At 68.0% G+C, this 18,023-nt stretch carries 17 protein-coding genes; 8 read left to right on the top strand and 9 right to left on the bottom strand.

Going from position 1 to position 18,023, the window contains the following annotated elements; genetic code table 11:
- Positions 1 to 208: 208 nt before the first annotated feature.
- The 6 genes from murG (at position 209) to ftsZ (ending at position 7,058) form a co-directional block, all read left to right on the top strand.
- Positions 209 to 1,390: an undecaprenyldiphospho-muramoylpentapeptide beta-N-acetylglucosaminyltransferase gene (murG, locus tag FHR04_RS16230; RefSeq protein WP_139404321.1), complete on the top strand. Its 1,182-nt coding sequence runs from the start codon at positions 209 to 211 to the stop codon at positions 1,388 to 1,390.
- 23 nt (positions 1,391 to 1,413) lie between these two features.
- A complete protein-coding gene (gene murC, locus FHR04_RS16225; RefSeq protein ID WP_139404320.1) occupies positions 1,414 to 2,841 on the top strand; it encodes a UDP-N-acetylmuramate--L-alanine ligase in 1,428 nt (475 codons plus the stop codon).
- On the top strand, positions 2,838 to 3,773 hold the full coding sequence (locus FHR04_RS16220) for a UDP-N-acetylmuramate dehydrogenase (RefSeq protein WP_139404319.1): 936 nt from the start codon (positions 2,838 to 2,840) through the stop codon (positions 3,771 to 3,773). Before murC ends, FHR04_RS16220 begins: the two co-directional genes overlap by 4 nt.
- 107 nt (positions 3,774 to 3,880) lie before the next feature.
- Positions 3,881 to 4,468, top strand: coding sequence for a cell division protein FtsQ/DivIB (locus FHR04_RS16215; RefSeq protein ID WP_249039168.1), 588 nt, complete (start codon positions 3,881 to 3,883; stop codon positions 4,466 to 4,468).
- A complete protein-coding gene (ftsA, locus tag FHR04_RS16210; protein ID WP_139404317.1) occupies positions 4,465 to 5,802 on the top strand; it encodes a cell division protein FtsA in 1,338 nt (445 codons plus the stop codon). Before FHR04_RS16215 ends, ftsA begins: the two co-directional genes overlap by 4 nt.
- A 185-nt stretch (positions 5,803 to 5,987) precedes the next feature.
- Positions 5,988 to 7,058, top strand: a complete 1,071-nt coding sequence (ftsZ, locus tag FHR04_RS16205) for a cell division protein FtsZ (protein WP_039682443.1) — start codon at positions 5,988 to 5,990, stop codon at positions 7,056 to 7,058.
- A 165-nt stretch (positions 7,059 to 7,223) separates the two neighbouring features.
- Here the strand turns inward: ftsZ and FHR04_RS16200 are convergent, their stop codons facing one another.
- The 4 genes from FHR04_RS16200 to FHR04_RS16190 form a co-directional block, all read right to left on the bottom strand.
- A complete protein-coding gene (locus tag FHR04_RS16200; RefSeq protein ID WP_139404316.1) occupies positions 7,224 to 7,583 on the bottom strand; it encodes an IS1 family transposase in 360 nt (119 codons plus the stop codon).
- A 53-nt stretch (positions 7,584 to 7,636) separates the two neighbouring features.
- Complete coding sequence (locus tag FHR04_RS21695; RefSeq protein WP_417323661.1) at positions 7,637 to 7,945, bottom strand: IS1/IS1595 family N-terminal zinc-binding domain-containing protein; 309 nt, start codon at positions 7,943 to 7,945, stop codon at positions 7,637 to 7,639.
- Positions 7,946 to 8,072: 127 nt separating this feature from the next.
- The gene (mobA, locus tag FHR04_RS16195) at positions 8,073 to 8,657 is read right to left on the bottom strand and encodes a molybdenum cofactor guanylyltransferase (protein ID WP_139404315.1); all 585 of its coding nucleotides are present in this window, start codon (positions 8,655 to 8,657) and stop codon (positions 8,073 to 8,075) included.
- A 6-nt stretch (positions 8,658 to 8,663) separates the two neighbouring features.
- Entirely contained in the window at positions 8,664 to 10,130 is a 1,467-nt protein-coding gene (locus FHR04_RS16190; RefSeq protein ID WP_139404314.1) for an aldehyde dehydrogenase family protein, read from the bottom strand.
- 241 nt (positions 10,131 to 10,371) lie between these two features.
- Between FHR04_RS16190 and FHR04_RS16185 the strand changes: the two genes are divergently transcribed.
- Positions 10,372 to 10,824: a hypothetical protein gene (locus FHR04_RS16185; RefSeq protein ID WP_039682438.1), complete on the top strand. Its 453-nt coding sequence runs from the start codon at positions 10,372 to 10,374 to the stop codon at positions 10,822 to 10,824.
- A 71-nt stretch (positions 10,825 to 10,895) separates the two neighbouring features.
- Here the strand turns inward: FHR04_RS16185 and FHR04_RS16180 are convergent, their stop codons facing one another.
- The gene (locus tag FHR04_RS16180) at positions 10,896 to 12,053 is read right to left on the bottom strand and encodes a prepilin peptidase (protein WP_139404313.1); all 1,158 of its coding nucleotides are present in this window, start codon (positions 12,051 to 12,053) and stop codon (positions 10,896 to 10,898) included.
- Between the two features lie 434 nt (positions 12,054 to 12,487).
- Between FHR04_RS16180 and FHR04_RS16175 the strand changes: the two genes are divergently transcribed.
- Complete coding sequence (locus tag FHR04_RS16175; RefSeq protein ID WP_249039167.1) at positions 12,488 to 13,930, top strand: beta/alpha barrel domain-containing protein; 1,443 nt, start codon at positions 12,488 to 12,490, stop codon at positions 13,928 to 13,930.
- Between the two features lie 72 nt (positions 13,931 to 14,002).
- Here the strand turns inward: FHR04_RS16175 and rimO are convergent, their stop codons facing one another.
- From rimO to FHR04_RS21030, 4 genes are all read right to left on the bottom strand, one after another.
- Positions 14,003 to 15,514: a 30S ribosomal protein S12 methylthiotransferase RimO gene (gene rimO / locus FHR04_RS16170; RefSeq protein WP_221265573.1), complete on the bottom strand. Its 1,512-nt coding sequence runs from the start codon at positions 15,512 to 15,514 to the stop codon at positions 14,003 to 14,005.
- 134 nt (positions 15,515 to 15,648) lie between these two features.
- On the bottom strand, positions 15,649 to 16,896 hold the full coding sequence (gene purD, locus FHR04_RS16165; protein WP_139404312.1) for a phosphoribosylamine--glycine ligase: 1,248 nt from the start codon (positions 16,894 to 16,896) through the stop codon (positions 15,649 to 15,651).
- Positions 16,893 to 17,807, bottom strand: a complete 915-nt coding sequence (locus tag FHR04_RS16160; protein WP_139404311.1) for an MBL fold metallo-hydrolase — start codon at positions 17,805 to 17,807, stop codon at positions 16,893 to 16,895. Before FHR04_RS16160 ends, purD begins: the two co-directional genes overlap by 4 nt.
- Positions 17,804 to 17,977, bottom strand: a complete 174-nt coding sequence (locus FHR04_RS21030; protein ID WP_170213988.1) for a hypothetical protein — start codon at positions 17,975 to 17,977, stop codon at positions 17,804 to 17,806. The genes FHR04_RS16160 and FHR04_RS21030 overlap by 4 nt, the downstream gene beginning before the upstream one ends.
- Positions 17,978 to 18,023 lie beyond the last annotated feature (46 nt).

Genomic DNA, 18,023 nt, shown 5'->3' with positions numbered 1-18,023 from the left:
AAATTGAGTTGCGAGCGACGCGACAAACCGGGCCAGCGCTGGAGGTCTGGGCCTCCACCGAAAAACGTCGAACAGGAGGCGCGAGGCCACCGGGCATCCCAATTTTCGCGCAGATTCCGGCGCGGACTTCTCCCGGTGATCGGGTTGACCCGGTGGTCCGGCCCCGTCCGTCCCCCACCACGCACCCCATCCTCTACACTGCGCCCCAATGGCTCTGGTGGTGATGGCGACAGGTGGAACGGGCGGACACATTTACCCGGCGGTGGCGACCGCACACGAACTCACGCGGCGCGGGCACGCGGCGATGATCCTGGGACAGCGCGGCGGCATGGAAGAACGCATTGCCGCCGAGCAGGGCCTGCTGTTTCAGGGCGTGGACGCGGGCAAACTGGCCCGCAGCGGGCAGGGCCGCCCCGACCCGCGCGAGCTGATCCGCGCCGGGCAGGGCGTGGCGCAGGCGCGGGCGGTGCTGTCCAAACTGCGGCCGGGTGTGGTGGTGGGTTACGGCGGCTTTGCCAGCCTGCCGGGGGTGCTGGCCGCCCAGAGCCTGCGAATTCCCACGGTGCTGCACGAGCAGAACGCCCGCCTGGGCCTGACCCAGCGGCTGGCGGTGCGGCGGGCGCGGGCGGTGGGTACCGCCTACGAGCGGGTGCTGGGCCTGGACCCCCGCAAGGCGACGATGGTGGGCATGCCGGTGCGCGAGGAACGCATGGACCGCATGGCGGCGCTGAGCCGTCTGAAGCTGCGCACCGGCCCGCTGACCATTCTGGTGATGGGCGGCTCGCAGGGCTCGCTGTTCCTGAACAATCACGTTCCAGACACGCTGCGCAACATCCTGGGCACCGAGGGTCTGCTGGAAAGCGGCTCGGCGGCCACCACCGCCCGCATCGACCTGCAGTTCGAGCCGCAGGGCGAGCGTAACCTGTTCCGCGATCTGGTCTCGGAGGCGGTGGGCAGCGAGGCGATACAGGTGCTGCACTCCACCGGGCCGCGCTGGTTTCCAGAGGTGGCCTCGCGGGTGCAGGACATGGACTGGTACCACGCCACCGGGTTTGTGGACGCGGTGGCGGCGTGGTCGGCGGCGGATCTGGCCATCACGCGGGCCGGGACAGGCACCCTGGCCGAGGCCGCCTTTCACGGGGTGCCGGCCATCATGGTGCCGCTGCCCGAATCGGCGGAGAACCACCAGTTTCACAACGCCCGCATGGTGCAGGAGGCGGGGGCCGGCATTCTGGTCGAGCAGGCCCGCGTCAGCGCCGAGCTGGGGGCGGCGGTGTTACAGTGTGCCTCACCCGCCGCCCGCGCCGAGATGCGCGACGCGGCGCTGGGCCGCTCCCCGGTGGGCGCCGCCGCCCGCTTTGCCGACCTGATCGAAGGCAGCCTGCGCTGATGGCCCCCCATTCCCCTTCCAACATGACTGACCCTTCCCTGCCTTCCCCCACCCCCGACGCGGCCCGTCCCGAGCCGCTGCACTACCACCTGATGGGCATCGGCGGCATCGGCATGAGCGCCTTTGCCCGGCTGCTGCGGGCGCGCGGCGCACGGGTCAGCGGCTGCGACGAGTCGGTGACCGAGCTGACGGCACAATTGCAGGCCGAGGGCATCCCTGTGGACTGCGGGCACTCAGCGACGCACATCACCACCCGGCCCCACGGCAAAATCGACGTGCTGGTGGCCTCTGAGGCGGTGCCCAAGTCGCACCCCGAACTGGTGGCCGCGCGTGAGGCGGGGATCGAGGTCCGCCCGCGCATGGCGCTGCTGGACGAACTGCTGCGCGCCGGGCCGAGCATCGGCGTGATCGGCACGCACGGCAAGACCACCACCACCAGCATGATCGCCGTGGCGCTAATCGGGGCCGGGCTGGACCCCTCGGCCTTCGTGGGCGGCATCGTGCCGGAATTCGGCAGCAATGCCCGTGTGGGCGCCGGTCCTTTTGTGGCCGAGGTGGACGAGTCGGACCGCGCCTTCGCCGAGCTGGGCAGCGAAACCGCCGTGTTCACCAATGCCGAGGACGACCACGTGGGCGGCAATCAGGCGACGTACTGGGCCACGGTGGAGGAGCAGCACGCCGGGTTCGCGCAGTATGTCGCGCAGTCCGGGCGCGTGCTGCTGTGCGCCGACTGGCCGGGGCTGCGTGAGCTGTGTACCGGGGCAAAAGAGATCCTCAGCTACGGGCAGGCGATGGGGGCCGATTACCGCGCCGTCAATCTGCGCCCGGACCCGGATGGGACCTCGTTCACTGTGACTTTTCAGGGCGAGACGCTGGGCGAGGCCCGTGTGGGGCTGCCCGGTGTGCACAACGTCCTGAACGCGCTGGCGGCGCTGGCGGTGGGCCACCTGTACGGCGGTGAATTTGAGGCGGCAGCGGCGGCGCTGGCAGCCTTCGGGGGACCGGGGCGCCGCTGGCAGCGCGTCGGCACCCTGAATGGAGCGCTGGTGATCGACGACTACGCGCACAACGCCACCAAGGTGGCCGCCGCCGTGCAGGCCGCACGCCAGACCGGGCGGCGCGTGCGGGTGGTGTTTCAGCCGCACCGGTACCTGAGAACGCAGCAGAGCTGGCCCCGGCTGGCCGACGCCCTGATGGACGCCGACGAGGTGCTGCTGCTGGACATCGCCGCTGCCAGCGAAACGCCTATCGAGGGCATCCACGCCACGCTGATCTCCGGGCGCATGGCCGCCAACGGGCACGCGGGCGTGCGCTACCTGCCGGACCGCGCCGAGGTGTTGCGTGTGCTGAGCGAGTCGGCGGCCCCCGGCGACGTGATCGTGACGATGGGGGCGGGCGACGTCTGGAAGCTGGCGCGCGAGCTGGTGGACCCGGCCGGGGCCCGGCCATGACCGCCGCGTCTGAAAGCCAGACGGGCGCGCGTGTGCAGCGCCTGCCCCTGGCCCGCTTCACGACGCTGGGCGTGGGCGGCGAGGCCGAGGTCTGGTTCGTCGCCACCCACGAGCAACTGGCCGAGGCAATGTCGGCGCCGTACCGCATCCTGGGTGGCGGCAGCAATCTGGTGATCGCCGACGAGGGGGTGCCGGAGCGGGTGATTCGCCTGAGCGGCCCGCTGGCCGAGCGTGACCTGACGCCGGACCCCGACCTCAGCGAGGGCGACGCGCTCGTGACCGGCTGGGTGGGCGGCGGAGTGCCGCTGCCGGGGCTGGTCCGCGCGCTGCAAAAGCTGGGGCTGGGCAACCTGGAAGGCACCGTGGGCATCCCCGCGCAGGTGGGCGGCGCGGTCTGGATGAACGCCGGCACGCGCTACGGCGAGATGTTCGACGGCCTGCACACGCTGGAAATCGCCACGCCGGACGGCCTGCAGGTGCTCAGCCCCGACGACCTGCGCTGGGGCTACCGCAACAGCGGCATTCCGCGCGGCCACATCGTGACGCGGGTGCGCCTGAAGCTTCAGCGCAGCACACCGGAAGAGGTGCTGGCCAAGATGACGCTGGCCGACACTGCCCGCAAGGGCCAGCCCAAGATGAAAACGCCGGGGTGCGCCTTCAAGAACCCCGGTGGCGTCGGCGCCGGGCGACTGATCGACGAGGCCGGGCTGAAGGGCACGCGGGTGGGGGGCGCGCTGATCGCCCCGGAGCACGCCAATTTCATCGTCAACCTGGGCGGCGCGACCGCCGGCGACGTTCACGCGCTGCTGGACCTGATCCGTCAGCGCGTCGGTGTGCCGCTGGAGTTGGAATACGAGCTATGGCCCGGCGGAGCGCAGGGACAGGCGGCATCTACTTCCACATCGCGTCCGTGGGCCGTGGAGCGGCAGTGAACGGGCCAGACGGGACTCCTCCTGAAGTGGAGCACGCGGCCTCCCCCACGCTGTCCACTCTGCGGCCACCCTCCCGCCGCCGCTGGTGGTGGCTTGGCGGGGGCGTCTTGCTGACCGGGGCCCTGGCCGCCAGCTGGTTCGCGCTGCCCATCCGCGCCGTCGAGGTGACGGGCGAGCGGCACCTGAGCGCCGGGCGCGTGCGTGAACTGGCGGGCCTGACCCCCGGGTTCGGCTGGCTATACTACGGGGCGTGGCGGGCACGCGGCCTGCTGGACGATCCCTGGGTCCGTTCGGCGGTGGTGACGCGGCATTTTCCCGATGCGGTGACGGTGCAGGTCAACGAGCGGCAGCCGGTGGCCCGCTGGCAGAAGGACAACGGCACGGTGGTGGCGCTGGCCGCCGACGGCACGGTCCTGCCCCGGCTCTCAGAAAAAGACGCTGAACTGGCCCGCCTGCCCCTGATCCAGGGCTGGGGACCGTCCCGGCTGCCCGAAGCCCTGAAGGTCTTAACGGTCCTGGGCGGTTACAATGTTGAGTCGGTGGCCTACACGCCAACCGGACTCCGGGCAAAAATGCCCGCCGGGTCCGTGTGGAGCGGCGACCTCAAATCCTTACTGAAGTATGCTGGGAGTATCGGCATGTACCCAAAACAGAACATCAACATCTACCCCTGGGGGGTGAGCGTCCAGGAATGAAGGACAACACGATCATCGTGGGCCTGGACATCGGGACCACCAAAATCACCACCGTCATCGGCGAGGTCGCCTCTGGCGGCGGCATCGACATCATCGGCGAGGGCAGCGTGCCCAGCGAGGGCATGAAGCGCGGCAGCGTGGTCAACCTGGAACGGGCCACCCACGCCATCAAGCAGTCCGTGCTGGCCGCCGAGCGGGTGGCCGGCGTCAAGGTCAGCAGCGTCTACGTGTGCGTGGCCGGCAACCACGCCAAGGCCATCACCAGCCACGGTCTGGCCGCCATCCGGCGCAACCAGGAGATCGGTCAGAGTGACGTGGACCGCGCCATCGAGAACGCCCGCGCCGTGCCGCTGGACCCCAACCTGGAGATCATCCACACGCTGCCGCAGGAATACGTGGTAGACGGCCAGGAAGGCATCAAGAGCGCGGTGGGCATGCACGGTGTCCGGCTGGAAGTCGACGTGCACATCGTGGCCGGCACTGCCGGGCCGCTGCTGAACCTGCGCCGCTGCGTGCAGGAGGCCGGGCTGCAGGTCGAGGGCTTCGTGCTGCACGTCCTGGCCTCGGGGCTGGCGACGCTGGAGGCGCTGGAACAGACCCAGACAGTCATCGTGGTCGATATGGGCGGCGGCACCACCGACATCGGGGTGTTCAAGCGCGGCAATCTGGCGCACTCGGCCACCATTCCCATCGGCGGCGAGCACGTCACGGCGGACCTGGCGCAGATCCTGAAGATTCCCATGGAGGAGGCCGAGAACGTCAAGAAGCGCTACGGCTCGGCCCTGCCCGATCTGGCCGATCAGGACCTGACGCTCGAGATCACCACCGCGTCGGGCAGCACCCACGCCATCAGCGCCTTCGAGCTGTCGCGCATCATCAAGCCGCGCCTGTCGGAGATCTTCTCGATGATCCGCGAGGAGATCGACCACACCCTCGGCCCCGCCGAACTGGTGGCGCAGGGCGTGGTCCTGACCGGCGGCGCGGCGCTGCTGCGCGGCACGGTGGAGCTGGCCCGTGACCGCTTCCGCCTGCCCGTCCGCATCGGCCGCCCGCGCGGTATCGGCGGCCTGACCGACATCGTCGGCGGCCCGGAACACACCGCGAGCGTGGGGCTGGTGCTGTACAGCCTGGGCGAGAACGGACGGGTGCCGCAGATCGTCTTCAAGGAACCCGATCCCATCGAGGCCCCCCGGCCCGATCCTTATCCGGACCAGGAACCCACCATCGTCAAGCCCACGCCCAGACCCACGCCTCCGGCCCCCAAACCGGGCTCGGGCGACACCGGCGCGAGCCTGATCAACCGGGTCCGCAACTGGCTCAAGGAATGGACCTGAGGTGGCGCAGGGGCAAGAGAGGCGCGTGAGAGCTGATTCGTTTCGGTTCTCGCCTTCCTTTATGCCCCCCTCCCCCGGGATTTCCGCCGCACCGTCTCAACCCTGTATGAGGGTGCGCTAAACTACCACCACCCAGAAAGCGACCTCTTCCTGCCCGGCAGGATGGTGAGGCAAGGAGAAGATAGATGCAAGCGGCCAGAATTCGTGTGATCGGTTTGGGCGGGGCGGGCAACAACGCCGTCAACCGCATGATTGAATCGGGACTTGAGGGTGTGGAGTTCATTGCCGGCAACACGGACGCTCAGGTGCTGGCCAAGAGCCACGCCGAGATCCGGATCCAGCTGGGGGACCGCCTGACCCGTGGGCTCGGCGCGGGCGCAGACCCGGACGTGGGCGAGAAGGCGGCCCTGGAAGACCGCGAGCACATCAAGGAGTACCTGGGCGGCACCGACATGCTGTTCATCACGGCGGGCATGGGCGGCGGCACCGGCACCGGCTCGGCTCCGGTGGTGGCGCAGATCGCCCGTGAAATGGGCATCCTGACCGTGGCCATCGTCACGCGCCCCTTCCGTTTCGAGGGTCCCAAACGCCTGCGAATCGCCGAGGAAGGCATCAGCAAGCTGGCCGATGCGGTCGACGGCATGATCGTGGTGGACAACGAGAAGCTGCTGACCGCCGTGGACAAGAAGGTGTCGTTCCGCGAGGCCTTCCTGATCGCCGACCGCGTGCTGTATTACGGCGTCAAGGGGATCAGCGACGTGATCAACGTCGAGGGCATGATCAACCTGGACTTCGCCGACGTGCGCAACCTGCTGTCCAACAGCGGCACGGTCCTGATGGGCATCGGCGCAGGCCGGGGCGAGAAGGTCTCCGAGGAAGCCGCCATGAGCGCCATCCACAGCCCGCTGCTGGAGCGCGGCATCCAGGGCGCGCGCCGCATCCTGGTCAACGTGACCGGCAGTTATGACCTGAGCATGACCGACGCCAACGAGATCGTCGAGAAGATCCGCGAGGCCACCGGCTTCGAGGACCCCGACATCCTGTTCGGCATCACCCCGGACGAGGCGGCGGGCGACGAGGTGCGTGTGACCGTGATCGCCACCGGCTTCAACGAGACGCCCATGAGCATCGCCAGCGGCGGCGCCCGGGGCAGCGTGATCGACAACATCGTCCGCCCGATCCGGGGCAGCGGCAGCACCTACGATCCCAAGGACTACGACATTCCTGCCTTCTTGCGGAACGTCGAGCGCGAGTAAGTCTCACCCGTTCGTGAGCAGGCCAGGGCAACTTGCTCTGGCCTCTTTCGGATGTGCCAAGCAGGGGAAAGAAGCCTGAGACCGGCCTCCCCAAGTGCTCTCACCCGTTGATGACCATCGAAAACCTTCTCTCCGCAGCGGCGAAAGACCCCATGGGTAGAGGGTTCAAGGTAATGACGCGTTGTAGCGGTGGATGAACAGCCAGATCAGCATTTCCAGGTTGGCCTGTTTCCGGCTGAAGGACAGCGTGCGGCGCACCAGATGTGCCACTCGAACCCGTAGGGTGGCATTGAATCGCTCGATATGCTGGGTGCCGCCGATGCGGTGCAGGGCGCCAAAAACAACACTTTTGTAGGCCCCCAGGCGGTCTGTATGACAGACCGCATCGAGATAAGGGGTGGGCAGGCCCTCCCACAAGCCAAAGGCGCTGACAGCATCCCGACGTCCCATAAAGCAGCTCACGATTTTGCGCGTGTGTCGGTCCATGGCCAGCCAGATCCAGAGCTGACGGGTGTGCCGTGCCACAAACGTGCATCACTCATCGCACTCCAGCACCAGCGGCGCTGGCGCTGGAGTGCTCACCGTTTTGAGGACACCACCTCCTGTGGATCAATGCGGTGTGGCACGGTCTGAGCCAGCGATTGCAGGTGATGGCGAAACCAAGTTCGGCTGACCCCCACCACCCGGCAAATGCCACGGTGGGAGATGCGCTCAGACAGCAAACGGTCCACCAACTGCACTTTTTCAGGGGAAATCGGAGGCCGAGCGTGGTTCAGGGTGAATTGGAACGTGCACACCCGGCAGAGGTAACGCTGTTTTCCTGTGTGTGCGTGGCCGTTTTTGACGATGTAGACGCCCCCGCACTGCGGACACTTCAAACCGTTCATGATTCATTGAACACCCGTCATGCTCGGAAGTCCACTACCACCGGGTGCATGGATTTGACAGCGGCTGAATACCGCGCTATATTCTTTATTAATACCGCCGACACAGGCGGCTTTTTTTGGGCTTGAATCAGAGGGCACGTTCGGCGGCCAGGGCCGTCAGGTCGGCTGGCGTATTCACGTTCCGCAGGGCGGACGACAACCCCGCCAGATGCACGCACTGCTCGAAAGGCGCGGCCAGCCTCAAGCGCCGCTCACCGCTGTCGAGCAGAGCTGTGACGTGCGGCAGCAGATCGCGGTGGTACAGCCCAGCCAGCGGTTGCGGGCGGCCCGCGCCGTCAAGGGCCAATACCGCCCGTGCGGCTGGCGTACGCGCCCGCGCCAGTGCCCCCCAGAACCCAGGCGTCAGCCCAGGCAGATCGACGCCGGTGAAGGCCAGCCACGGGGTCTGGGCGTGGTTCAGGGCCGCCTCCAATCCGGCCAGCGGTCCCTCGCCGGGGCGGGTGTCGGGAATCACCTCCCAGCCCGCCAGGGTGTACCGGCCAGGGGGCGCGATCAGCAGGCGGGTGGGGCACGCCTGCAGGCTGTCGGCGACGTGGCGCAGCAGGGGCTGGCCGTCCAGCAGCGCCAGCGCCTTGTCCGAGCCGAAGCGGCTGGACCGCCCCCCCGCCGTGATGACCGCCGTGAACTTCCAGTCTTCACCCGTCCGACTCACGCGCCGCTACTCGCGCGGCCCGGCCTGACGTTCCAGCAGCCGAAGGGCCCAGGCGGTCAGGCGCGGCAGCGGGCGGCCATACGGCGGGTACATCAGCCGCACCGGCGACGGGCGCGGCTCGCGCAGGACGGCCCGCTCGTGGCTGAAGGTTCGGAAACCGTGTTCGCCGTGGTAGTTGCCCATGCCGCTCGGCCCCACCCCGCCAAAGGGCAGGTGAGGGTTGGTCAGATGAATGACCGCGCCGTTGATCACCAGGCCGCCGCTGGTGGTCTCCTGCCCCACCTGCGCCACCGCCGCCTCGTCCTCAGCGAACAGGTAGAGGGCCAGCGGGGGGTCCAGACGGCGGACCAGCGCCAGCGCGTCTTCAAACCTGCGGTAGGTCAGCACCGGCAGCACCGGGCCGAACAGTTCCTCCCCCATCAGGGGCATCTCGGGTGTCACGTCCGTGACCACGGTGGGCGAGATGAACCGCTCGGCCGGATCGAACTCGCCGCCCAGCGCCACCCGCGCGCCCTGCTCCACGCTGTGGTCGGTCAGCCGTTGCAGCCGCTCAACGCTGGCCGCGTCCACCATGCGGCCGTAATCGGGACCGACCCGCAGCCACGCGCGGTCCCCGTAGCGGCGGGCGATCACCGCGTCCACCTCCAGCACAAAGGCGTCGCGCATGGGTTCCGGCAGCAGCACGTAGTCGGGCGCCACGCAGGTCTGCCCGGCATTCAACAGCTTGCCCCAGGCGACGCGCTCAGCGGCCGTTTTCAGGTCCGCGCTGGGATGCACGAGGGCCGGCGACTTGCCGCCCAGTTCCAGGGTGACGCTGCTGAGGTTCTGGGCGGCGGCGGCCATCACCTTGCGCCCGATCTCGCCGCTGCCGGTGAAAAAAATGTGGTCAAAGGGCAGCGTGGTCAGGGTGTGGGCCACCGCGCCGTCGCCCTCGACCACCGCCACCAGCCGTGGCTCGAAGACACCCTCCAGCAGGTCCCGCAGGGCACGCGCGACGTTCGGCGCTTTCTCGCTGGGCTTCAGGATCACCGTGTTGCCCGCCGCCAAGCTGGCGATCAGCGGCGACAGGGCCAGATTGACCGGGTAATTCCAGGGACTCAGGATCAGGGTGACGCCGCGCGCCTGAAACTGCACCTCGCTGCGTGCCCCGGCCAGCATCAGCGGCGTGCTGACCCGGCGCGGGGCCATCCAGCGCGGCAGGCGGCGGATGATGAACTGCAATTCCTCCAGCACCGGATGAATCTCGGTGATCTCGGCCTCGGCGCGGCTCTTGCCCAGATCGAGGGCCAGGGCGTCGGCCAGCGCCACCCGCCCGGCCTTGAGCGCGTCGTGCAGCCGCCGCAGGATCGCCTGCCGCTCGGCGGCCCCCGTCTGCGCGGCCCGCCAGCGCCAGTCCCGCTGGGTCTGGAACAGGCGGCGCAGGTCCGTTTCGGAGGGCTGTGTCGGGTCGGAGGAAGGGGCAAGGGCAGTCATGGCGGAACCTCGCAGGAGATGGATGTGAGGGGAATTGAACCGAGTATAAGCCCCAGGTGCGGATCAGACTGTGCGGTCTGGACGGCCACCCGCCGCGTGACCACCCACTTCAGGCCACAGTCCAGCTTGATGAGTCCCCTTAAGGGCTCCATTACAAAGCGGGGAAACCAACACTCAGGTGCATGTACACGCGGCACACTGCGAGGCGATAGACAATTCAGAGCTTCATGGAGGTTCCACTATGAAAAATATTCTGATGCTGCCCGCCCTGGCCGTTGCCCTTAGCGCCTGCACCATGATGTCGGGCAACATGATGTCGTACACGCTGGCCAAGCAGCCCGACGGGATGGCGCTGAACTCCAGCGGCACGGTGATGCCCAAGATGGACGGCACCATGGTCATGACCACCGCCAAGGTCATGGGGCTGGCCCCCAGCACCTACTACGTCGCCCACTACCACCTGATGGGCACCAAGAGTGCCGATCCCTGCGCCAGCGGCGGCGATCCCATCATGGCCAGCAAGATCGTGGGCCAGACCGACGCCACCGGTATGCTCAGCCTGTCGGGCAGCGTGGACAAGGCGGCCATCATGGACGCCAAGTATTTCAACATCCACACCGCCACCGGCCCGGACGGCACCCCGGCGGACGCGGGCGTGACCTGCACGGCCATCAACGTGTCCATGCTCAAGTGATCTGACGTCATCGTGAGAGGAGGGGAGGCCACTGTAAATCGCCGTGGCCTCCCCTCCTTTGATCCGGCAGGTTACAACCCCAGCATGCCCCGGTAACCCGCCACGATGCCCGCGCCCCAGATCAGCGCCACCAGTGCGCCGAAGGCCAGGAACGGACCGAACTTGACCCGGTTTTCCTGCTTGCGGGCCAGCTGAACCACGCCGATGATCGCACCGGCGAAGACGGCGACGAGCAGGGCCACCAGCAGCCGCTCCCAGCCCAGGAAGGCGCCGATCACGGCGGCCAGTTTCACGTCACCGAAGCCCATCGCGCTGGCGTCGTAGTGGTCCTCTGCGCCGTCGCCTGTACTGTCATTCGCCGCGCCCCGGCGGTGCTTGATCCACCAGTACACGCCGGCCACCAGCGACACGCCGCCTGCCGCCGCCAAAGAGCCCTGCACCATCAGGATCAAACCGGGGCCGCCGCCCGCGCTGCCCACCACCACGCTCAGCAGCAGGCCGCCCAGGGTCAGCAGTTCGGGAACGCGGACCACACGGCGGCTGATGCCGTTGACCGCCGCCGACAGCACTCCCACGCCCGCGCCCCACCACGGCCCCAGCCACGCCCCCGCCAGCAGGCCGAGGCTGATCTGCTGAAAGCCAATAGGAAACTCTGGATACTGGCGTTCGCGGAAGCGCCTCAGCACCCACGAACCGAACTGGTTGATGGCGACGAGCAGCCCGGCCCCAAGCAGCGCCCCATTGACCGCGCCGGCCAGATCAGGCAGCCCCTCTACCCCGTTGCGACCATTAAAAAACCCGAACAGCAGACCCAGGGCCACGCCCGGCAATGTCAATTCGTCGGGCAGGGTGTAGGTGTCCAGATCAATGGCGCTGCCCACCAGCAGCAGCGTGAACAGCACCATCAGGCCCAGGCTGCCCGCGCCGTACAGGGTCAGGGGAAACAGCAGGGCAATGGCAGCGTAGCCCAGCCCGGTCAGCGCCTCGACGATGGGGTAACGGGTCTTGATCGGCGCGCGGCAGTAGCGGCATTTGCCGCCCAGCGACAGCCACGAGAACAGCGGCACCAGATCGCGCGGGGACAGGCCGTGGTCACAGTGGGGGCAATGACTGGGCGGAAAGGCGATGTTCTCACCGCGCGGCAGCCGCCAGATCAGTACGTTGGAAAAAGAGCCCACCAGCAGGCCGAACAGCCCAGCGAAGACCACCAGCAAGACGTCGAGATTCACGGCAGAAGTGTAGGCGCCGCAGCCTTACAGTGGCCTTCCACCGCTCCAGATCGCCCTGTGGCCGCTTTAAGGCCCGGCTGCGCCCACCTTCTGGCCGCGTGATAGGGACACCAGTGGAATCCTCGACAAAACGATGGAGGGACGAGCGAAGCAAACAGGTGCAGAACGAACTGCCGTCTGTTTCGTTCACCCTCCGGCAGAGCGCGGGCTGACCCACTCCACGCCCGGAATGCGTATTAGGCCCACCTTTTGACTGCGTTCCAAGTTGGACACCCCTGGCCGGAGCAGTGAAATACTGGGCGAATAAAATCTGGGGTGACGCTGCCTTTTGGTCTCCTGACACCCCGTTGATGGCCTCCTCCAGCGCTTCATCCGCTTTGACCCCGCCGCTTGCGGCGTTCCAAAAGGTACCCAACATGACGCAAACTCCCGCAATGACCACCTCCGCCGCCCCCGCGCCCCGCACACCCGCCCTGCCGCAGATCATCCAGGGCGGCATGGGCGTGGGCATCTCGCACTGGGGGCTGGCGCAGGCCGTGTCCCGGATCGGGCAACTGGGCATCGTGTCGTGTACCGGCATCGACAACGTGCTGGTGCGCCGCCTGCAGGACGGCGACGAGGGCGGGCATGTGCGCCGCGCCCTTGGGCACTACCCCAACCAGGCACGCGCCGAGAAGGTTATCCGGATGTATTTCCTGGAAGGCGGGCGCGAGCCGGGCCAGGCCTACCGCCGCGTGCCGCTACCCACCGTCACCAAGCACGGCGCAGCCTGGGAACTGGGCGTGATGGGCAGCTTCGTGGAGGTCTTTCTGGCCCGCGAGGGCCACGACAACCCGGTGGGCGTCAACCTGCTGACCAAGCTGCAACTGCATACCGTCCCGGCGCTGTACGGCGCGATGCTGGCCGGGGCCGACACCGTGATCATGGGTGCGGGCATTCCCCGTGAGATTCCCGGCGTGCTGGACGCGTTCGCAGCGGGCGGGCAGGCCTCGATCAAGCTGGACGTGAAGGGCGGGGACGCCGCCGTCCTGAATTTCGATCCCGCCGAGTACGGGCTGGAACGGCGGCAGTTGCCACGCCCGAAGTTCTACCCGATTGTCACCTCGCACATTCTGGCCGGGGTGCTGATGAAAAAGGCCAGCGGATCGGTGGAGGGGTTTGTCATTGAAGGTCCCACCGCCGGGGGCCACAACGCCCCGCCGCGCGGCACCCCCACCTTTGACGAGTCCGGCCAGCCGATCTACGGCGAGCGCGACATTGCCGATCTGGACGAGATGAAGAAGCTGGGCCTCCCCTTCTGGCTGGCCGGCAGCCGCGCCACCCCCGAAGCGTTGCAGGAAGCGCTCTCACGCGGCGCGGCGGGCATTCAGGTGGGCACGCTGTTTGCCTACTGCGCCGACAGCGGCCTGCGGAACGATCTGCGCGAGGAAGTGCATGTGCAGACCAAGAATGGCGGCGTGGACGTGTACACCGATCCGCTGGCCTCGCCCACCGGCTTCCCGTTCAAGGTGGTGCAGATGGATGACACGCTGGCCCGCCCGGAGCTGTACGCGGCCCGCCCGCGTGTGTGCGACATCGGCTATCTGCGCGAGGCCTACGCCGCAGAAGACGGCAAGACCGGCCTGCGCTGCGCCGCCGAACCCGTAGACGCCTACGTCGCCAAGGGCGGCAAGATCGAGGACACCGTGGGCCGCAAATGCCTGTGCAACGCCCTGATGACCGACGCCGGCTACGCCCAGGTCCAGAAGGGCGGCTACGTGGAAGATTCGCTGATGACCAGCGGCGACAGCCTGAACGACATCGCCGCGTGGCCTTTGGGATACAGGGCAGAGGATGTGGTGAAGTTCTTGCTGGGGCGGTACACGCCAGGGGCATAACGCTCGGTCAAAGCAATGGGGGCCGCGTCTCGATCACGCGGCCCTCATTGCTCTTCACTCTCTACAGCAGCTTCAGTGATGCCCCCCGAAATGCCCCAATTGCGGCACGTTCGGCCTCCACTCTGGCCGTTCCACCACTTCCCCGAATAGATCGTATTCGTCGCTGTCCTCGATTCGGGCGCGCACGATGTCGCCAATCTTCACCTGACCCGCGAAGTCGCCCGCGAACAGGTAGACCTGACCGTCGATGCCGGGCGCGTCGCCCTTGGTACGCCCGATCAGGCGAGTGCCCGGCGCGTCGCCCTCATCGTCGTTGAATTCATCCACGATCACGTCCATCACGCGGCCCACCTTCTCGGCCAGCCGCTCGGTGCTGATACGCTGGGCGACTTCCATAAAGCGGGCCAGCCGCTCCTGCTTCACGTCGTCCGGCACGGGGTCCGGCAGGGCGTTGGCGTCGGCCTCCTCTACATCCGAGTAGGCGAAGGCCCCCACGCGGTCTAGCCTCGCGTCCTCTAAAAAGGTCAGCAGCTCGCCGAATTCTTCCTCGGTCTCGCCGGGAAAGCCGACGATAAAGGTGCTGCGGATGGTCAGTTCGGGGCAGATGGTGCGCCAGCGCCGGATGGTGTCCAGCTGCTTGCCCGCGCCGGGCCGCCGCATCAGCCGCAGGATGCGCGGCGAGGCGTGTTGCAGCGGCACGTCCAGGTACGGCAGGATCTTGCCCTGCGCCATCAGCTCCACGATTTTATCGACATGCGGGTACGGGTAGACGTAGTGCATCCGCACCCATGCGCCCATCTCGCCCAGCTTGACGGCCAGATCGGTCAGGTGGGCGCGGACCTGTTCGCCCTGGAACTCGGACTCGCGGTAACGCACGTCCACGCCGTAGGCGCTGGTGTCCTGCGAGATCACCATCAGCTCTTTGGTGCCGCCTGCGATCAGGCGGAAGGCCTCGTACAGCACCGCGCCCGCGTCGCGCGAGACCTGAAGGCCGCGCAGTTTGGGAATGATGCAGAACGCGCAGGTGTGGTTGCAGCCCTCGGCGATCTTGACGTAGGCGTAGTGCCGGGGCGTCAGCTTGATGGTGGGGGCGAACACGTCGCCGTGCTTGGTGACCTCACGCTCGGGGCGCATGCCGGGGGCCGCGACGGGCAACACACCGGTAAACTCGTCGGTTTCGATGGGCAGCAGCTCGCGCACGTGCATCATCACGTCGTCCACCGCCTCGCTGCCGGTGATGGCGGCGACTTTGGGGTGGCGTTCCAGAATCTTGTCGGGGCGCTCGCCCAGGCAGCCGGTGACGATCACGCGGCCCGTGGCCTCCAGCGCCTCGCCGATGGCGCTCAGGGATTCCTCCACGGCGGGCGTGATGAAGCCGCAGGTGTTGACGATCACGGCGTCCGCGCCCTCGTAGCTGCTCGCCACCTCGTAACCCTCCACCCGCAGTTGCGTCAGGATGCGTTCGCTGTCCACCAGCGCCTTGGGGCAGCCCAGGCTGATGAAACCCACCTTGCGGCTTCCCACGTTTTGGATGCCCACTGTTTGTTTATTGACAATCGCGGGCGAATCTACTGTTTGAGTCATGCGCTCTCCTCCGTCCTCTCGCCTCTCTCCAGCGGGGGGCCAGAGGCAGGGTCAGCCCGGCAGTTTACAGGAAAGCGGGAGACAGGAGCAGGCCGCAGCTCACGAAATGCCGGGAACAGTGCGGGGATAGAGCGTCACGCTTCTCCCGCACGCGCCCCAATCCGGCCCCCAATGTCGCGCCGCAGCTGCGCGCCCTCGAACTCCACCCGGTCGGCCAGCGCGTAGGCCCGCGCCAGGGCCGTGTTCAGCGTCGGGGCCACCGCCGTGACGGCCAGCACGCGTCCGCCGCTGCTCTGCAACCCGCCGTCCAACTCGCGGGTTCCGGCGTGGTAGATGATCTCGTCTTCACCCACGTCCGGCAGGCCCAGCCGCACGCCGCGCAGCGGATCGCCGGGGTAGCCGGGGGCCGCCAGAATGACCACCGCGCTGGCATCGTCGCTGAAGCGGACGGTCTGCGGCTCCAACTGGCCCCGCGCCGCGTCCAGGCAATGCTGGGCGAGGTCACTTTGCAGGAGGGGCAGTACGGCCTCGGCCTCCGGGTCACCGAAGCGGGCGTTGAATTCCACCACCTTCGGGCCGTCCGGCGTGAGCATCAACCCGGCGTACAGCACGCCGCAGAACGGCAGCCCCTCGGCGCGCATGCCGGCCAGGGTGGGGGCGATGACGCGCTCCCGGATGGCCGCCAGATCAGCGTCCGACAGCGGGAAAGGACAGATCACGCCCATGCCGCCGGTCATGGGGCCGATGTCGCCCTCGAAGATGGTCTTGTGATCCTGGCTGGGCGGAGTCAGGGCAAACGCCACGCCGTCGGTCAGGGCCAGCACCGACACCTCCTGCCCGGTCATGAAGTCCTCAATGACCGCGCAGGCGTCCGGCACGCTGAAGATGTCGCGCAGGGCCGCTCCCGCCTCGGCCTGGGTGTGAGCAATCGTGACACCCTTGCCCGCCCGCAACGCGGCGTCCTTGATCACGGTGGGGGTGGACTGGGTGTCCAGATGGGCCAGCGCCGCATCCAGATCATCGAAAGTCTGATGGTGCGCGGTGGGAATCCCGTGCCGCCGCATGAACGCCTTGCTCCAGCCCTTGTCGCCTTCCAATCGGCTGGCCGCCGCCGTGGGGCCGAAGGCGGGCACGCCGCGCGCCGTGCAGGCGTCCACCACCCCGGCCGCCAGGTACGCCTCCGGGCCGACGATCACCACGTCCGCCGCCTCGCGCACCGCCAGTTCGGCCAGCGCGTCGGCGTCCTGGGGGCTGTCCAGCACCTGGGCCAGCTCCGCAATGCCGGGGTTGCCGGGGGTACACAGCACCGTATGCCCCTGCCGGGCGCAGGCGTGCACGATGGCGTGTTCACGCCCGCCGCCGCCGATCACCAGCACCCTCAAGACGAACGCACCGCTTTCTTCTGCCAGTAGCGCATCAGCCCCTGCACGCTCATCCACGGCGGGCAGGCGAAGTTGTAGCGGGCGGGCAGGTCTTCCCCCTCTGCCAGCAGTTCCTGCATCAGGACTTTGGTGTACCCCTTCGAGATCGCCTCGAAGTCCTGGCCCGCCTCCATCCCGGCGTGGATGCGCCCGGCGTCCAGTTCCATCTTGTCCAGCAGGCCGTCCCAGTGGGCCGCGTCATGGGCATAACTGCCGTAGTGGGCCAGATGCAGGGTCTGGGCGTCGCGCCCGCGCAGCGCCGCCACGCTCTGCCGCCACGCCTCCAGATCGATGTCCGGCGGCGGCGTGGGCGCACGCGGGGTCTGGTGCGTGTCCAGGCGCACGCCACCCACATCGCCCACGAACAGCTCCGGCCCGACGTGGTAGGCCAGATGGTGAACCGCATGGCCCGGCGTGTACAGCGCGTCGACGCTCAGGTCACCGATGCGGAAGGTCTCGCCGCCCGCCAGCACGGTCAGTTTTTCGGGGGGGATGGGAAGCATCTCGCCCCACAGACGCTCCATCGCGTCGCCGTAGATCTGGGTGGCGCTGGCCACCAGCCGTTCGGGGCTTGCCAAATGTTTGGCGCCGCGCTCGTGGACGTAGGCCCGCGCCTCCGGCACCCGAGACAGGATCGTTCCGGCGGCCCCGGCGTGGTCAAAGTGAATATGCGTGAGCAGCAGGTGGCGCACGTCGTTCAGCGTGGCGCCCAGCGCCTCGATGCCTGCCGTCAGCGCAGGCAGGGTACTGCCAGGGCCGGTGTCCACCACCGCCAGCCCATCGCCGGTGTCCAGGAGGTAGGCGGCGATCACGCCGGGGGTGGCCTGAAAGTTCAGGTCCACGGTCTGCACCCCGCCCGGCGCGGCGCTCACGCGGCCCCCGTCACGCGCGCGGCGGCCAGCAGGGCGGCGGCGGCGAACTGCACGGCGGCCACAGTTCGCAGCGTCCGCACGTTCGCGGCGGCCTTGAGCGGCCCCAGACTGAGGGCCAGGATAAAGGTGGCGCTGACCGCAACGGCAGCGCAGAAAAGCCAGAGAAGCATGGGAGGCAGGATACCGTCCGGTCTGCCGGGTGTGGGGCTCTCCTGC

The organism is Deinococcus radiopugnans ATCC 19172 (genome assembly GCF_006335125.1).
Taxonomy (GTDB): domain Bacteria; phylum Deinococcota; class Deinococci; order Deinococcales; family Deinococcaceae; genus Deinococcus; species Deinococcus radiopugnans.
Note: the sequence above shows the minus strand (reverse complement) of the source record. Positions and strands in the feature narration are given on the sequence as shown.